This is a genomic window from Clostridium sp. AF35-15 (assembly GCF_003477745.1).
Lineage (GTDB): Bacteria > Bacillota > Clostridia > Lachnospirales > Lachnospiraceae > Otoolea > Otoolea fessa.
This window is the reverse complement of record NZ_QUDY01000004.1, coordinates 86,102-103,069: the sequence shown is the minus strand read 5'-3', so window position 1 is coordinate 103,069 and position 16,968 is coordinate 86,102. Positions and strand designations below refer to the sequence as shown.

12 protein-coding genes are annotated in these 16,968 nt (G+C 50.6%); 11 read left to right on the top strand and 1 reads right to left on the bottom strand.

Features of this window, described 5'->3' with window-relative positions; translation table 11 throughout:
* The first annotated feature begins 256 nt into the window (after positions 1 to 256).
* Both DWZ76_RS06100 and DWZ76_RS06095 read left to right on the top strand, forming a co-directional pair.
* On the top strand, positions 257 to 1,090 hold the full coding sequence (locus DWZ76_RS06100; protein WP_118472173.1) for an RNA methyltransferase: 834 nt from the start codon (positions 257 to 259) through the stop codon (positions 1,088 to 1,090).
* A 107-nt stretch (positions 1,091 to 1,197) separates the two neighbouring features.
* Positions 1,198 to 2,298: a zinc ribbon domain-containing protein gene (locus DWZ76_RS06095; RefSeq protein WP_118472172.1), complete on the top strand. Its 1,101-nt coding sequence runs from the start codon at positions 1,198 to 1,200 to the stop codon at positions 2,296 to 2,298.
* Between the two features lie 2 nt (positions 2,299 to 2,300).
* On the opposite strand, the gene DWZ76_RS06090 is transcribed toward DWZ76_RS06095, so the two are convergent.
* Positions 2,301 to 3,194 (bottom strand): polysaccharide deacetylase family protein, encoded by an 894-nt coding sequence (locus DWZ76_RS06090; protein WP_243017783.1) that lies wholly within the window; start codon positions 3,192 to 3,194, stop codon positions 2,301 to 2,303.
* A 296-nt stretch (positions 3,195 to 3,490) separates the two neighbouring features.
* On the opposite strand from DWZ76_RS06090, the gene DWZ76_RS06085 reads away from it, so the two are divergent.
* The 9 genes from DWZ76_RS06085 (at position 3,491) to aspS (ending at position 16,789) form a co-directional block, all read left to right on the top strand.
* Positions 3,491 to 4,777, top strand: a complete 1,287-nt coding sequence (locus DWZ76_RS06085; RefSeq protein WP_107000512.1) for an aminotransferase class I/II-fold pyridoxal phosphate-dependent enzyme — start codon at positions 3,491 to 3,493, stop codon at positions 4,775 to 4,777.
* An 81-nt stretch (positions 4,778 to 4,858) separates the two neighbouring features.
* The gene (locus tag DWZ76_RS06080; RefSeq protein ID WP_118468332.1) at positions 4,859 to 5,296 is read left to right on the top strand and encodes a GtrA family protein; all 438 of its coding nucleotides are present in this window, start codon (positions 4,859 to 4,861) and stop codon (positions 5,294 to 5,296) included.
* A gap of 96 nt (positions 5,297 to 5,392) precedes the next feature.
* The gene (locus DWZ76_RS06075) at positions 5,393 to 8,248 is read left to right on the top strand and encodes a YfhO family protein (protein ID WP_118472171.1); all 2,856 of its coding nucleotides are present in this window, start codon (positions 5,393 to 5,395) and stop codon (positions 8,246 to 8,248) included.
* A 32-nt stretch (positions 8,249 to 8,280) separates the two neighbouring features.
* On the top strand, positions 8,281 to 8,805 hold the full coding sequence (locus DWZ76_RS06070) for an adenine phosphoribosyltransferase (RefSeq protein ID WP_022359322.1): 525 nt from the start codon (positions 8,281 to 8,283) through the stop codon (positions 8,803 to 8,805).
* 264 nt (positions 8,806 to 9,069) lie between these two features.
* On the top strand, positions 9,070 to 11,355 hold the full coding sequence (locus DWZ76_RS06065) for a bifunctional (p)ppGpp synthetase/guanosine-3',5'-bis(diphosphate) 3'-pyrophosphohydrolase (protein WP_022359323.1): 2,286 nt from the start codon (positions 9,070 to 9,072) through the stop codon (positions 11,353 to 11,355).
* Positions 11,356 to 11,423: 68 nt separating this feature from the next.
* Positions 11,424 to 12,068 (top strand): MBL fold metallo-hydrolase, encoded by a 645-nt coding sequence (locus tag DWZ76_RS06060; RefSeq protein WP_022359324.1) that lies wholly within the window; start codon positions 11,424 to 11,426, stop codon positions 12,066 to 12,068.
* Positions 12,065 to 13,516 carry a coproporphyrinogen dehydrogenase HemZ gene (gene hemZ / locus DWZ76_RS06055; RefSeq protein ID WP_118472170.1) on the top strand — a complete coding sequence of 484 codons (1,452 nt, stop codon included), beginning with the start codon at positions 12,065 to 12,067 and terminating at the stop codon, positions 13,514 to 13,516. Before DWZ76_RS06060 ends, hemZ begins: the two co-directional genes overlap by 4 nt.
* 148 nt (positions 13,517 to 13,664) lie before the next feature.
* The gene (gene hisS, locus DWZ76_RS06050) at positions 13,665 to 14,927 is read left to right on the top strand and encodes a histidine--tRNA ligase (protein ID WP_107000509.1); all 1,263 of its coding nucleotides are present in this window, start codon (positions 13,665 to 13,667) and stop codon (positions 14,925 to 14,927) included.
* A 53-nt stretch (positions 14,928 to 14,980) separates the two neighbouring features.
* Complete coding sequence (gene aspS, locus DWZ76_RS06045) at positions 14,981 to 16,789, top strand: aspartate--tRNA ligase (protein WP_107000508.1); 1,809 nt, start codon at positions 14,981 to 14,983, stop codon at positions 16,787 to 16,789.
* The last annotated feature ends 179 nt before the right edge of the window (positions 16,790 to 16,968 follow it).

Sequence of the window (16,968 nt, the reverse complement as noted above, 5' to 3'; positions counted from 1 at the left end):
GAAAGATGTGGGGAAAGAGGAAAATTTATTGTTGAAACCGTTTTATTTGCTGCCATTTTTAACGTGACAAATCGAAATCTTTTGCCGAAGATAGATTTGTATGGAAATAGGAACGGAATCGGAAAGAGGATGATAGAATGCGGCAGAATAGAGAAATGATTTCATGTCAGCGTCCATAATCAGCACTTCCTTTTTGTAAGAAATGTGGTATACTCGATAGAACATGAAAACCATATTAAAAAAGGTGAAAAGCAGAATGAATCATATTTCAATTACAACCCTGGAAGCGCCGGAGCTGGATATCTACGCCCGGCTGAGCGAGGGGCAGTTATTTCATTATAATGAACCAAAGGAAGGTCTTTTCATTGCGGAAAGCCCTAAGGTCATCGGGCGGGCGCTCGACGCGGGATATGAGCCGGTTTCTTTTCTGATGGAAGAACGCCATATCGAGACAGAAGGGCGGGAGATTCTGGAACGCCCGGTGTGTGCGGGAGTGCCTGTGTTTACGGCACCATTTGATGTGCTGACGCGCCTGACCGGCTTTAAGCTGACGCGCGGGATGCTGTGTGCGGTGAAACGGAAGAAAATGCCGGGGATCGAGGAAATCTGTGCAGGTGCCAGACGGATCGCGATTCTTGAGAATGTAGAAAATCCTACGAATGTGGGGGCGATTTTCCGGTCAGCGGCGGCGCTCTTTATGGATGCGGTGCTTCTGACACCGGGATGCAGTGACCCGCTGTACCGCCGCGCAAGCCGTGTCAGTATGGGAACAGTGTTTCAGGTGCCGTGGACGTACATTCCGAAGGGCGACTGGGCGGAGAACAGTATGGAAACGCTTAAGAAGCTGGGATTTCTCACGGCGGCGATGGCGCTCAGTGACCGTTCCGTGAGTATCGCGGATCCGGCGCTTTCGCAGGAAGAAAAATTAGCGATCATTCTCGGAACCGAGGGTGACGGGTTGGCGGCATCGACGATCGCGGCGTGCGATTACACCGTGAAAATCCCGATGTCACACGGTGTGGATTCGCTCAACGTGGCAGCAGCGAGTGCAGTGGCGTTCTGGCAGCTGGGCATGGGAAACAGGAAATAAAGTTCTGGCTGTGTAAAAAAAATGTACATTGGTTAAATGCGTTTCAAATGCCAGAAATGAGTGCGGAAATGGATGGAAAGAATCGTTTGGAGGAAGGAGAAAATAGAATGAAGTGTCCAAAATGCGGACAGGAAGCAGTTGGAAATTTTTGCAGTAACTGCGGAACTCCGCTTGTAAATGATACAGTACGCCGAGAACAGGAAACGGTGGGAAGAAAGCCGGAAAATAGCTATGACGACGGTGATTCAGAACAGCGGAATCCAGCTCGGATGGAATCGGATGAGAAAAAGGCGGAATCCGGCTCTGGATCGAAACGAAACAGTCAGGAAAAGCGGAGCAGCCAGAGTCAGGACGCACAGAAGCGTGAGGAAGAGCGCCGCGACAATGAACGCTGCCAATCCCAGGCACAGGAGGATGCCCGCCGCGACCGTGAAGCGGCATCGCGCAGACGACAGGACGCGAGACGTTCTTCTTCCAGCTCGAAAGAGGATAAGCGGGATGCAAAACAGCAGAAGCAGATGGAAAAACGCCTTCATGCTCTGGAGTCGGAGCGGGAGCGCTCAGAGCGTCAGAAAAACCGGATGGAGCGCAGCCACCAGCGGGAACTGGAACGCCAGTCACGGGAGGCAGAGCGCACCAGACGGGCGGCGGAGCTCAGTGAGGCGCATACGCAGAGTGACTCAAACGACGGTCCGTCCGTGCTGGATGTGACGGCAGCCGGAGTAACCGGTGTGGTTGTGCTGATGGCGCGCGTGATGCAGGCAGCCAGCTTCCTTCTGATGGCGGGAATCACCTGGGCAAATGCGAAGGCATTCCGGTATGGCGGCGACGATCTGGGCTATATCGGAACTATGATTACCGAGGAAAATTATGGTCTGGGGCTGTATGTAGGGATTGGCGTATTTCTGGTACTGATGGGCGCGATCTGGTGCCTGTGGATTCTGTCAGGCAAGCACGCGGGTGGTAAAGTACGGCTGCAAAAATACGATACGGGGCGCGGATTTATCCCGTTTATAATCATCCTTGTTCTGGTATTAGCAGCCGGTCCGGCAGCGTACCTGATGCCGAAGAATGCGGGCAGCTTACAGCCGATTGTGGACGGCGGCTATGCGGCGCTGGAGGCGATCAATGCGAACCACGGATTTCTGCTGTTCTGCAGCATCGGAGGCGCGATCCTTTCGTTTATCCGGAAAATGTTGCTGGTATAATTTTATAATTCATCTAATTGCCCGAACTGATACCCCATTTCCTCCCATTTTGCCAGAAGTTCATCGAGAATTTGAGCGTTGGTTTGCGAAGTGCTGTGCAGAAGGACGATCGCGCCGGGGTGGATGCGCGTCAGAAGCTTGGAAAATGCTTCTTCTTTGGATGGCTGCTGATCCTGCATCCAGTCCACATAGGCGAGACTCCAGAAAAAGGTCTTGTAGCCGAGCTCCTTTGCCATCTGCAGGTTCGATTCACTGTATTTGCCCTGCGGCGGACGGTAATATTTTTTCATTGTCTGCCCGGTGACGGACTGGTAGAGTGTTTCCAGGGCAGTCAGCTCCTTTTCAAATGCTGCTTTGTCGGAAATGCGGGACATATCGGGATGGTGATACGTGTGGTTGGCGACGGTGTGACCCTCTGCGATCATCTGTTTTACCAGTTCAGGACTGGTTTCGAGATAGTTGCCGACGACGAAAAAGGTTGCCGGGACATGGTGTTTTTTCAGTGCTTCCAGAATGGCAGGTGTGCAGCCGTTTTCATATCCGGCGTCGAAGGTCAGATAGATGACGGGTTTGGAGGTATCGCCTACATAGAAAGCATCAAAATTTTTTAAAGTGTCGGCGGAGGCATTGCCGACCGGTGTCTGCCCTGGACTGGGAAATCCAAGTCCCCAGTTTCCATCTGCGGAAACCGGAATCGAATCGGAATCAAAGGCAGGCGGGAGCGAGCCACAGGCGATAACAGGCGCTGAAACCGTGTGCCCGGATGGACGGCGCAGGAAATGTGCGGCAGTCTGCCCGGCGAAGAAAGAGATGGCAAACAGGGCGGGAACCAGCAGCGGGGAAATGATGTGCCGGAAACGTGATGGAACAGAATGCATGGGAAAATGAATGAACATGATGTGACCTGAAAGATATATTTTCATTAGTATATGAAAGAAGGGGGAACATCATGTTTTTATTATAATTTGCTGTCCGTGAAATGCACCGAATCGGAAAAACCAAGCGGTACCATATAACAAATTTTATGTGCTGACATAACAAATTAATGCTTGTCATGCCCTTTGTACCTATGTTATTATTATAACGATGCTTAGATGAGATGATCCGAACCCTTGAACAAGGGGAGCTGGATGAAAAGCAGACCATGAAATTATGATGAAATAAATAAGAGAAACAAGGAGGATGTTGAAGGATGAAGCCTTATAGCGAGATGACGAAAGAAGAACTTCTGGAACTTAAGCGTGATCTGAGCGATCAGTACCGGGAGTTTCAGGGCAAGAATCTGACGCTGGATATGTCACGCGGTAAGCCAAGTGCAGAGCAGCTTGATTTATCGATGGGAATGATGGACGTACTGAGCAGCGACAGTGATCTGACCTGCGAAGATGGGACAGACTGCCGCAATTACGGCGGTCTGGACGGTATCAGCGAGGCGAAGGAGCTGTTAGCGGATATGATCGAGGTTCCGGCTGACAATATCATTATCTATGGAAACTCCAGCCTGAACGTAATGTACGACACCATCTCCCGTTCTGTGACTCATGGCGTTATGGGAAATACCCCGTGGTGCAAGCTTGACAAGGTTAAATTCCTGTGTCCGGTACCGGGATATGACAGACATTTCTCCATTACTGAATATTTTGGCATCGAGATGATCAACATTCCGATGACCGCAGATGGTCCGGATATGGATCTGGTAGAGCAGTATGTGACAACCGACCCGACCGTAAAGGGAATCTGGTGCGTTCCGAAGTACTCTAACCCGACCGGCAATTCCTACTCCGATCAGACGGTACGCCGTCTGGCACGCATGCATCCGGCTGCTCCGGATTTCCGTATCTACTGGGACAATGCATACGGTATCCATCATTTATATGACGATGAGCAGGATCATGTGCTGGAGATTCTGGCAGAATGTAAGAAAGCCGGCAACCCGGATATGGTTTACAAATTCTCTTCAACCTCCAAGATTACGTTCCCGGGTTCCGGCATTGCGGCAATCGCAACCTCCCACAATAACCTGGATGATATCAAGAAACAGTTAAAGATTCAGACTATCGGTCATGATAAAGTGAATCAGCTCCGCCACGTGCGTTTCTTCAAGGATATCCACGGCATGGTAGAGCACATGAGAAAGCACGCCAACATCCTGCGTCCGAAATTCGAGGCTGTTGAGAACATTCTCGACCGTGAGCTGGGCGGACTGGAGATCGGTACTTGGACAAAACCGCACGGCGGCTACTTCATTTCCTTTGATTCCCTGAACGGCTGTGCGAAGGAGATCGTTGCGAAGTGCAAGAAAGCAGGCGTTGTTATGACCGGAGCCGGTGCAACTTATCCATATGGCAAGGATCCGGAAGACCGCAACATCCGTATTGCTCCGTCCTATCCGCCGCTGCAGGATCTGATCACTGCAACCGAGCTGTTTGCACTCTGCGTCAAGCTGGTCAGTGTCAACAAGCTGTTAGAGGAAATGTAATATTAAACCAAGAAGTACAGGAATTGTATGGGTATGTCGAAGGACCGCTGCCCATACAATTCTTTTTTCGGAGAAAAAGTGATGATAAAGGAAAAGTTATCCCTGATCTGGGGAAAGTTTGTAAACAGGGAGACGATATCGTATCTGATATTCGGCGTTCTGACGACGCTGGTGGACTGGATTTCCTATGCGGTTTTCCGCCACAACGGCATGAACTACCGTATGGCGACGATCTGCTGTCAGGCGGCGGCGATCCTGTTTGCATATGTGACAAACAAGATCTGGGTATTCCGAAGCTACAATTTCCACCCTGTATATCTTCTTAAGGAAATGGCTTCGTTTTTCTCCTGCCGTATTCTCACATCGGTGTTCACGTATGTGGCGATGATCGTGATGGTAGACGGCATGGGAATCAAACAGGATATGATCTGTAAGATTGTGGTATCAGCGATCTCGCTGGTGTTGAATTATATTTGCAGTAAATTATTTATTTTCAAAAAGAAAGAATCCTCGAAATAGGGCTGTGTGGGGAAATGACAGCGGAAATGGATGCTGAAGACAGACCGGAAAGAGTAGAGAAAACGCCGCCTGAACAGGATTCTGGATGGAGGGAAGATGGAGCAAAGAGAACGAGACGAAAGTTCCAGTAAACTGGAAGAAGCACTCAGGGAGCTTACGGGAGCGGAAACAACGGGGAAAATAGAGGAGTATGAGAACGAGCGGGAAGGTGCGGACGTGGATTCGGAGATCGCTTGTACAGATATGAGACGTGCTGAACGAATGCCTGCCTGGAGACAGGAAGAAGATGCCAGAAAATCTAAACTTTCAGAGTCCAGAGCAGATGTCGTTAATGAGTTGAATGACGATGACTGGGAGCAGGAAGAATTAGATGAATTAGATGAGTGGGATGAACCAGAGAAATCACCCCGCGGAATGGGGCGCCTGGCTGCGGTTTTCCGTCCGTCGGATGATCTCCTGGCGGCATTTTTCCTGCCGGTGGTGATTTTGATCCTGATTTTTGCATACCGCGGTATTTTCCCCTTTGGGCAGGAAAGCTTCCTGCGGACGGATATGTACCACCAGTATGCGCCGTTTTTCTCGGAATTCCGGCATAAGCTTTTAAGTGGCGAGAGCCTGCTTTACAGCTGGGATGTCGGCATGGGCGTAAACTTTGCCGCGCTCTATGCGTACTATCTGGCGAGCCCGTTTAACTGGCTGCTGCTGTTATGCCCGTCGTCCCTGATTATCGAATTTATGACCTACATGATCGTGTTCAAGAGCGGTCTGGCGGGTCTTTCGATGGCGTGGTATCTGAAAAAGTACACGGGTTCACAGAAGTTTGGAGCGTGCTATTTCGGCGTATTCTATGCGCTGTCCGGCTATATGGCGGCGTATAGCTGGAACATCATGTGGCTGGACTGCATCGTGCTGCTGCCGCTGATCCTGCACGGCCTGGAGCGGCTGGTGCGCGAAAAAAAAGGGCTTTTTTACTGCCTGATGCTGGGACTTTCAATCCTGTCCAACTACTATATATCAATTATGATATGCCTCTTCATGGTGATTTACTATGTGGCGCTCCTGTTTCTGGAGAAACGGCCGGGATGGAAAGATTGTCTGCACAGCTTTTTCCTGTTTGGTGTGTATTCGCTTCTGGCGGGTGCGCTGGCGGCTGCGGTGCTTCTTCCGGAGATTGCGGCGCTGCAGAGTACGGCGTCTGGCGATTTTAATTTTCCGACCACACTGGAAATCTACTTCCCGATCTTTGACATGATCGCGCGGCACATCGGAAATGTACAGGTGGAGACGGGACTCGACCATTGGCCGAACCTCTACTGCGGCGTGGCAGTTTACATTTTCATGGGGTTGTATTTTCTGAACCGCCGGATTGCGATCCGGGAAAAGGTTGTGTACGGTGTGCTGTTGCTCTTTTTCTATGCCAGCTTTTCGTTCAATGTGCTGAATTTTATCTGGCATGGCTTCCATTACCCGAACAGCCTGCCGTGCCGCCAGTCGTTTATCTATATCGCGCTGGTGCTGACGATGTGTTTCCGGGCGTATCTATATCTGGATGAAATATCCAAACGGCAGTTTGCCGGGGTGACATCCGCCGCGATTGGCTACGTGATTCTGGCAGAAAAGCTGGTGACGGACGATGCGTTTGAGCCAGTTGTCTGGTATGTGGCAGTGGTGCTTCTGCTGCTGTATCTGGGCGTCTTTTATTTCTATCAAAATAAAGAACATTTCGCGTTCACGGCGGCGCTTCTGGCGATGGCGCTGGTAAGTGTGGAGGCGCTTGCCAATATGGCGGCAACGAGTATTCCGACGACGAGCCGGACTGATTATGTGGCAGACAATCAGGATGTTGCAGCGGTGACAGAGCCGCTCAAAAAGACGGAATTTTACCGGATTGATAAAACGAATGCGCGCACGAAAAATGATGGCGCGTGGATGCATTTTCCATCCGTATCTCTGTTTTCATCGGTGGCAAATGCCGGGGTGACGGATTTCTTCAAACAGATGGGCTGCGAAGGTTCGACGAACGCATACAGCATTGTGGGAAGTACGCCGCTGGTGGATTCGTTATTTTCAATCAAATATGCACTCTATGGGGGCAAGCAGGACAATCCGCGCCTGTCGCTCTATGCATTTTCAGGTGACACGTACCTCTATGAGAATCCGTGGACGCTGCCGCTCGGCTTTATCCTGCCGGACATAGTGGAAACGGGCTGGAAACGCGATCTTTCTTCGCCGGCGGATGTCCAGAATGATTTATCGGATGTGCTGGGCGTGCCGGAGTGCCTGATTTTCACGGACGGGGAGGAGCAGGGGAATCGTTTTTCCTTTACAGCACCGGAAGATGGGGAGTATTATATAAGTGTCGCAAACCGTCAGATTGATTCGGTTAAACTGGATGTCGGCGGGGAGAGCCGCAGCATTGATACGTTGAAACGCGGGTATCTGGTGGAAACCGGATATGTGAAGGCAGGCACATTGATTCTGCTGGAGAGCAATGACAGTGCCGGAAGCATGGACGCGAGCGCGTACCGCTTTGACGAAGCCGGGCTGCGTGCGCTCTATGAGCGCCTCAACCAGCATCCATTTGAACTGGAAACATTGGGCGAGGAGGCGATGAAGGGCACGATCGACGCGGGCGAGGGCGGAACGCTGTTCCTCACGATCCCGTATGACGAGGGCTGGACGGTCACGGTGGATGGAAAAGAAGCTATCACGCGTCCGGTCTGGAAGGCATTTACCGGCGTGGAACTGACGGCGGGAACCCATACGGTGGAACTCAGGTATTATCCGCAGGGACTGCATGAGGGACTGCTGATCAGCGGAGGTGCGCTGTTTGTGTTGGCGGTGATTGTGGCTTCTATGTATATAAGGAAGAAGAAGCAGGGGAAAACTTCTGCAAAAATGAGAAGAACGGTGGAAAAAGAGCCGGATGGCGATTTAAAACTGAGAAATTGAGATACAAAATTTATAGAAAAGAGGTTAAAATCATGAAAAAGCTGGAAGAATATGTAAGAAGCATTCCGGACTTCCCGGAGCCGGGTATCATTTTCCGCGATATTACTACGATTTTACAGGATGCAGACGGACTGCAGCTTGCGATCGACGGAATCCAGAAATCCTTAGAGGGCGTGGATTATGATATTGTGGTTGGTCCGGAGTCCCGCGGGTTTATTTTCGGCGTGCCGGTTGCATATGCGATGCACAAGGGATTCGTGCCGATCCGCAAGAAAGGCAAACTGCCGTGCAAGACGGTATCTGTAAGCTACGATCTGGAGTATGGCAGCGCGGTTCTGGAGATGCATGAGGATGCCATTAAACCGGGACAGAAGGTAGTTATCGTTGACGACCTGATCGCAACCGGCGGAACGACCGAGGCGATTGTCAAGCTCATCGAGAAGATGGGCGGCGAGGTTGTAAAAATCTGCTGCGTGATGGAGCTGGCAGGCTTAAAGGGACGCGAAAAACTGAACGGATATGCGGTGGATGCCCTAATTACCTATGAGGGGAAATAGGTAACGGTTCACGGGTAGGCACTTTTGAAACCGAAAGTGCCGTAAGAAAACGTGGCGACAGCAGGAATTTGCGAAGCCACGGCAAATTCCGTTACTGGGCACGTATGCGTGAATAGTAACAAAATAGTTTGCCGTTGCATTTTTTGTCAAATATTCGTATAATAGGGGTATTCTATATAATATTTTATTTCATTTGCGTGAACCGCTTTCCGGATTCCGAACGGCAGGCGTTTCAGTTATCTACGGAAGGGTCAGGAGGCATATATGGGAAATTTGGATAAAATAAAAAAGCTGGATCAGGAAATTGAAGCGCCGGCGGATTTTACGAGTCCGGAGGTACTGTATAATGAGTTGATTGCCGCCATTCGCAAGTACCATCCGTCGGATGACATCAGCATGATTGAGAAAGCGTACCAGATCGCGTATGACGCACACAAGGACCAGAGGCGTAAATCAGGTGAACCGTATATCATCCATCCGCTCTGTGTGGCGATCATTCTGGCGGATCTGGAGCTGGATAAAGAGACTCTGGTGGCAGGTATCCTGCACGATGTCGTGGAAGATACGGTCATGACAGAGGAGGAGATCACGGCGATCTTTGGCGAGGAGGTAGCACTTTTAGTAGACGGCGTTACCAAGCTGACCCAGATCTCGTGGACGATCGATAAAGTAGAGATTCAGGCGGAAAACCTACGTAAGATGTTCTTAGCGATGGCGAAGGACATCCGGGTTATCCTGATTAAGCTGGCAGACCGTCTGCACAATATGCGGACACTTCAATATATGAAGCCGGAAAAACAGAAAGAAAAGGCGCGTGAAACGATGGATATCTACGCGCCTATTGCTGATCGTCTCGGTATTTCCAAGATCAAGACCGAGCTGGATGATTTGTCTCTCAAATATCTCCAGCCGGAGGTTTACAAAGAATTGTCCGAAAAACTGGCGCTCCGTAAGGACACCAGGGAGGCGTTTATCCATAAGATTATGGATGAAGTCAAGAAACATATGGACGATGCGGGCATCGAAGCCAAGGTAGACGGCCGTGTGAAACATTTCTTCAGCATCTATAAAAAGATGGTAAACCAGGACAAGACGCTGGATCAGATCTATGATATTTTTGCGGTCCGGATTATCGTGGAGAGCGTGAAGGACTGTTATGCGGCGCTCGGTGTCATCCATGAGATGTACAAACCGATTCCGGGACGTTTTAAAGATTATATTGCCATGCCGAAACCGAATATGTACCAGTCGCTGCATACGACTCTGATTGGCAGCAGCGGACAGCCGTTTGAGATTCAGATCCGCACCTATGAGATGCACCGTACCGCTGAGTATGGTATCGCGGCACACTGGAAATATAAGGAGAGCGGCAGCAGCAAGGCGGCGATTGACAGCGCCGAGGCAAAGCTTTCCTGGCTGCGTGAGATCCTGGAATGGCAGCGGGATATGTCCGATAATAAAGAGTTCTTAAGTCTCTTAAAGAGTGATCTGGATCTCTTTACGGATGATGTATACTGCTTTACCCCGACGGGCGATGTCAAGAACCTGCCGAGCGGTTCCACCCCGATCGATTTTGCGTATTCGATCCACAGTGCGGTCGGCAACAAGATGGTTGGTGCCCGTGTCAACGGAAAACTGGTCAACATCGATTATGTCATTAAAAATGGTGACCGTGTCGAGATTATTACCTCCCAGAATTCCAAGGGACCGAGCCGCGACTGGCTGAAACTGGTTAAGAGCACACAGGCGAAGAATAAGATCAACCAGTGGTTCAAGAGCGAGCTGAAAGAGGACAATATCCTGCGCGGCCGTGCGCTTCTGGATAAATATTGTAAGGCGAAGGACATCAATTATTCAGAGTTAAATAAACCGGAATATATGGAAAAGGTCATGAAGCGCTATGCGTACCGTGACTGGGATTCCGTTCTGGCATCGATCGGACATGGCGCCCTCAAAGAGGGACAGGTCATCAACAAGATGCTGGATGAGCGCAACAAGAAGTTAAAGAAGGAAGTAACCGACACGACGATCCTCGATAACATGGCGTCGGATGGAAACAAGGTTCCGGTGATCGCAGCCGGGAAGTCGAAGAGTGGTATCGTTGTCAAGGGAATCCACGATCTGGCGGTTCGTTTTTCGAAGTGCTGCAGCCCGGTTCCGGGCGATGAGATCGTCGGATTTGTCACAAGGGGACGCGGTATCTCGATCCACCGGACGGACTGCATCAATGTGATGAATCTGCCGCAGGAAGAGCGTGAGCGCCTGATTGAAGCCGAGTGGCAGCAGCCGGAAGCACAGACGGGCACGGAAAAATATTCCACCGAAATCAAGATCTATGCGAACAACCGCATCGGCATGTTTGTGGATATTTCCAAGGTATTTACCGAGCGCCAGATCGATATTACCTCGATGAATGTGCGGACAAGCAAGCAGGGCAAGGCGACGATCGTCATGACGTTCGATATTCACGGAATTGAGGAATTAAATAAATTATCTGATAAACTCAGACAGATTGAAGGAGTATTAGATATAGAGAGAACTGCCGGATAAGCGGTTCTCTCTATATTTCACAGGTACTTACACCCTGTGAAAGTTTCACATATTATTAGGAGGAAAAGATGGAGATAAAACGGCTGATCGTGGGAATGGTCCAGACGAACTGTTATATTGCGGTGCATCCGGAGACGAAAGAAGCTGTGATTGTCGATCCGGGCGATGAGGCGGCGCGGATCGAGGATGCACTGGCGCAGACCGGAGCGAAGGCAAAGGCGATTCTGCTGACTCATGGACATTTTGACCATGTGACGGCGATGGAAGAGCTGAGACGGGATCTGGGCGTGCCGGTCTATGCCTGTGAGCAGGAGCAGGCGGTCTTGGCGGATCCGGATAAGAACCTGTCCGTCCAGTTTCAGGGCGGCGGTCTGCATCTGAAAGCGGATATGCTTTTGAAGGATGGAGAGACGTTCGAGGCAGCGGGCTACACGTTCCAGATGCTTCATACACCGGGACATACAGAAGGTTCCTGTTGTTATTATGTAAAATCAGAGAAGGTGCTGTTTTCGGGAGATACCTTATTTGAAGGTTCTTACGGACGCATCGATTTCCCGACTGGAAGCGGACGTCAGATGATTCATTCGGTGGCAGATATCCTTCTGAACCTGCCGGATGATACGAATGTATATCCGGGACACATGGGATATACGACGATCGCCGACGAAAAACAGTACAATCCGCTGGCGGGATACAGGGGGCGCGAAGCATGATAGCGATTTTGTTAAATGACGCGTCCTTTGAACAGGATATCCGTGAGCTCCTGATGGCATTTTATCCGGGCGAGACATTTACGCACAAGGAAGAGGAAGCCGGGGAGGCGGATCTGATTGTGCGGGGAGTCCGGGACGGAAACTCGTTTTCCCTGGATGTGACGCCGGTGAAGAAAGATGCCGTTCACTTTGCTTTGATTTATCCGGATTTTTCCAACCGTTTTGAGACGAAAAATGAGATCAAACAGACGTTATACCGTCTTTTGAGTGCCCAGACCGGCAGAGAGCTTCCGTGGGGGACGCTTACCGGCATCCGTCCGACGAAGATTGCGCTCACGAAGCTGTATGATGGCTGGACGGACGAGCAGATCGAGACCTATATGCGCGAGACGTATTTCACCAGCAAGGAAAAGATCGATCTGAGCATCGACGTGGCGGAGCGCGAGAGACGCCTGCTGTCCACGATCGATTATGAGAATGGGTACAGCCTGTATGTGGGAATCCCGTTCTGTCCGACGACCTGCCTGTACTGTTCGTTTACGTCGTTTCCGATTGTGAAATGGGAAAAACGGATGGACCTCTACAAAGAGGCGCTTTTTAAGGAAATGGAATATGTGGCGGAGCAGATGAAGGATCGCCCGCTTTCGACCATCTATTTTGGAGGCGGCACACCGACCTCGTTAAATCCGCAGGATCTGGATGAGATCCTGACAAAGGTGGAAGAATTATTCCCGGTGGAACAGGCAGTTGAATTTACCGTTGAGTCGGGACGTCCGGACAGCATCACGCGCGAAAAGCTGCAGGTGCTCCGGAATCACGGCATTTCCCGTATTTCCATCAATCCGCAGACGATGAAGCAGGCGACGCTTGACCTCATCGGACGCCGTCATACGGTGGAGGATGTGAAGGAAAAATTCCTGCTGGCGCGGGAGTTGGGATTTGACAATATCAATATGGACCTGATCGTGGGTCTGCCGGAGGAGACGATCGACGATGTCCGCCAGACAATGGAGGAGATCAAGGCACTCAGACCGGACAGCGTGACGGTGCATTCGCTGGCGATCAAGCGCGCGGCGCGCCTGAATATCTATAAGGAGCGCTACGGAAATCTGAAGATTGTCAATACACAGGAGATGATTGACCTGACCGCGCAGTATGCCGAGGAGATGGGACTGAAACCGTACTATCTCTACCGCCAGAAAAATATGGCGGGCAATTTTGAAAATGTCGGTTATGCGGTTCCGGGCAAGGAATGTCTCTATAATATATTGATTATGGAAGAAAAACAGACGATCGCCGCCTGCGGTGCGGGAACGACTACCAAGGTTTATTTCCCGGCAGAAAACCGGATTGAGAGGGCGGAGAACGTCAAGGAAGTTGAGCAGTATATCGACCGGATCGATGAGATGATCGGGCGGAAAGAGAAGCTGCTTGGACGAAGAGAGTAAAAACGAAAAATTCACAGATACAGGGTGTCAGATGCAGAAAAACACTTTGTAACAGAGAAACATAAAAATCCAGTTTCCAGCATGGAAAAGTGAAGTTTTCTTTGCGCGGGAAATATGGTCGCAGAAAGACATAGAAGGAGTTTGACACATGGCTTTAAAGAAAAAACCAGTTACAGGCATGAAGGACATTCTTCCGGGCGAGATGGAGATCCGGGATTATGTGCTGAATATCATCAAAGATACCTACCGCGGATACGGCTTCTCAGCGATCGAGACTCCGTGCGTGGAGCACATTGAGAACCTGACCAGCAAGCAGGGCGGCGACAATGAGAAGCTGATCTTCAAGATTTTAAAGAGAGGCGAGAAGCTGAACGTCGAGGCAGCACAGACAGAGGCAGATGTCGTAGACGGTGGTCTCCGCTATGACTTAACTCTGCCGCTCAGCCGTTATTATGCAAACAATTCTGCTAATTTATCAGCGCCGTTCAAGGCGCTGCAGGTCGGAAGCGTATGGCGTGCCGATCGTCCGCAGAAGGGGCGTTTCCGTCAGTTTGTACAGTGTGATATCGATATTTTAGGTGATGCGACAAACCTGGCTGAGATCGAGGAGATTCTGGCGCTTACCAAGGCGCTGAAGCGCATCTGCCCGGACAAGGCATACACTGTCCGCGTCAATGACCGTGCGATCTTAAAGGGCATGGCAGATTACAGCGGATTCCCGGAAAATGAGACCGATAAGGTATTTATCATTCTCGATAAGATGGATAAGATCGGTCTGGACGGTGTCCGCGAAGAGCTGCTTGCAGAAGGTTATGCGCCAGAGGCGGTTGAGAAATACACCGGACTTCTGGCAGAGATTCAGAACGATGCGGCAGGCGTCCGCGCGCTGGGCGAGAAGCTCTCCGGCGTGATGGATCCGGCAAAGGCAGAGAATCTGGCAACGATCATGGAGACTGTTAAAGCGGTTGCAGACATCGAATTCGGTCTTGAATTTGACCCGACGCTGGTGCGCGGCATGGGCTACTATACCGGAACGATTTTTGAGGTTTCCATGGAAGGCTTCGGCGGCTCCGTTGCAGGCGGCGGACGTTACGACAAGCTGATCGGCAAATTTACCGGCGTCGATACACCGGCGTGCGGATTTTCCATCGGTTTTGAGCGTATCATCACGATCCTGATGGATTCCGGTTTCAAAGTACCGGAGGCAGCCGGCAAGAAAGCATTCCTGTATGAGAAAGGTTTAAGCGGCGAGCAGTTCCGTGCCGTCTTAAAGAAAGCACAGGAAGAGCGCGCTAACGGCACCCGCGTGGCAGTCGCACAGATGAACAAGAACAAGAAATTCCAGAAGGAGCAGCTGGCGAAGGACGGCTACGAGGAGATCGTGGAATTTTACAAAGACAGTTTGAAGTGATTCAGTTTTTGAATTTTTCAGATAAAACTATAATAAACGGAGGAAATACTATCATGGCAGAATCTATGGCAGGACTGAAACGTTCCCATCGCTGTACCGAGCTGGGAACTGCCAATATCGGTGAGAAAGTAACCGTTATGGGCTGGGTTCAGAAGAGCAGAAATAAAGGCGGCATTATTTTCGTGGATCTGCGGGATCGTTCCGGTATCCTGCAGCTGATCTTCGAGGAAGCTGACTGCGGCGCTGAGAGCTTTGCAAAGGCAGAAAAGCTGAGAAGCGAGTTCGTTATCGCTGTAACCGGACGCGTAGAGGCACGTTCCGGTGCAGTAAATGAAAACTTAAAGACAGGTGCGATTGAGATCCGCGCGGATTACCTCCGCATTTTGGCAGAGTCTGAGACACCGCCGTTCCCGATCGAGGAGAACTCCAAAACCAAAGAGGATCTTCGCCTGAAATACCGTTACCTGGATCTGAGACGTCCGGATATCCAGAGAAACCTGATGACAAGAAGCCGCGTGGCTATCCTGACCCGTGCATTCTTAGCAGAGGAAGGCTTCCTTGAGATTGAGACTCCGACTCTGATTAAAAGTACTCCGGAGGGCGCGAGAGACTACCTGGTACCGAGCCGTGTACATCCGGGCAGCTTCTATGCACTGCCGCAGTCTCCGCAGCTGTTAAAACAGCTTCTGATGTGTTCTGGATATGACCGCTACTTCCAGCTGGCACGCTGCTATCGTGACGAGGACTTAAGAGCCGATCGTCAGCCTGAGTTTACCCAGATCGATATGGAGCTTTCTTTCGTTGACGTTGAGGACGTTCTGGATGTCAATGAGCGTCTGTTAAAGAAGCTCTTCAAGGAGATCTGCAATTACGATCTGCAGCTTCCGATCCAGCGTATGACCTGGCGCGAGGCAATGGATCGTTTCGGTTCCGATAAGCCGGATCTGCGTTTCGGCATGGAGCTGAAAAACGTATCGGATGTAGTAAAAGACTGCGAGTTCGTTGTATTTAAGAGTGCACTGGAAAATGGCGGCTCTGTCCGCGGTATCAACGCAGAAGGACAGGGCGCTATGCCGAGAAAGAAGATCGATGCGCTGGTTGAGTACGCAAAAGGCTTTGGTGCAAAAGGTCTTGCATATCTGGCAATCCATGAGGACGGTACCTACAAGTGCTCCTTCTCCAAGTTCATGAAGCCGGAAGAGCTGGATGCACTGGTGGCTGCTATGGGCGGTAAGCCGGGCGATCTGCTTCTGTTCGCAGCTGACAAGGATAAAGTTGTATTTGATGTACTTGGAAACTTACGTCTGGAGATCGCTAGACAGCTTGACCTCTTAAAGAAGGATGATTTCAAGTTCCTGTGGGTAACCGAGTTCCCGCTGCTTGAATATTCAGAGGAAGAGGATCGCTACGTAGCTATGCACCATCCATTTACCATGCCGATGGAAGAGGATCTTCCGCTGATCGATACCGATCCGGGCAAGGTACGTGCAAAAGCATACGATATCGTCCTGAACGGTACCGAGATGGGCGGCGGTTCTGTCCGTATCCATCAGGCAGACATCCAGGAGAAGATGTTTGAGGTACTTGGATTCACGAAGGAGAAAGCACAGGAGCAGTTCGGCTTCCTGTTAGACGCATTCAAATACGGAGTACCGCCGCACGCTGGTCTGGCTTACGGTATGGACCGTATGGTTATGCTGATGGTCGGCGCAGACAGCATCCGCGACGTCATCGCATTCCCGAAGGTAAAAGATGCTTCCTGCCTGATGATGGAAGCACCGTCTCAGGTTGATCCGAAACAGCTTGAAGATCTTTCCATTGGTGTGGTCGAGAGCGATGAAGCGGAGAAGACCGAAGAATAAAATATAAGATATGGAACAGCCTGGGAAGACTGTGAAATAGAAAGCAAACAGGGCTGGATGAGAAATGCAGGGAAATACTGGATTTTGTCGGACAGTCCTGTTTTGCGTGTGAGATGAAAAAGTTCCATTTGTCCTTGGCAACTGAATATATAAATTGCTTGCATTGGGGAACTCAGGAG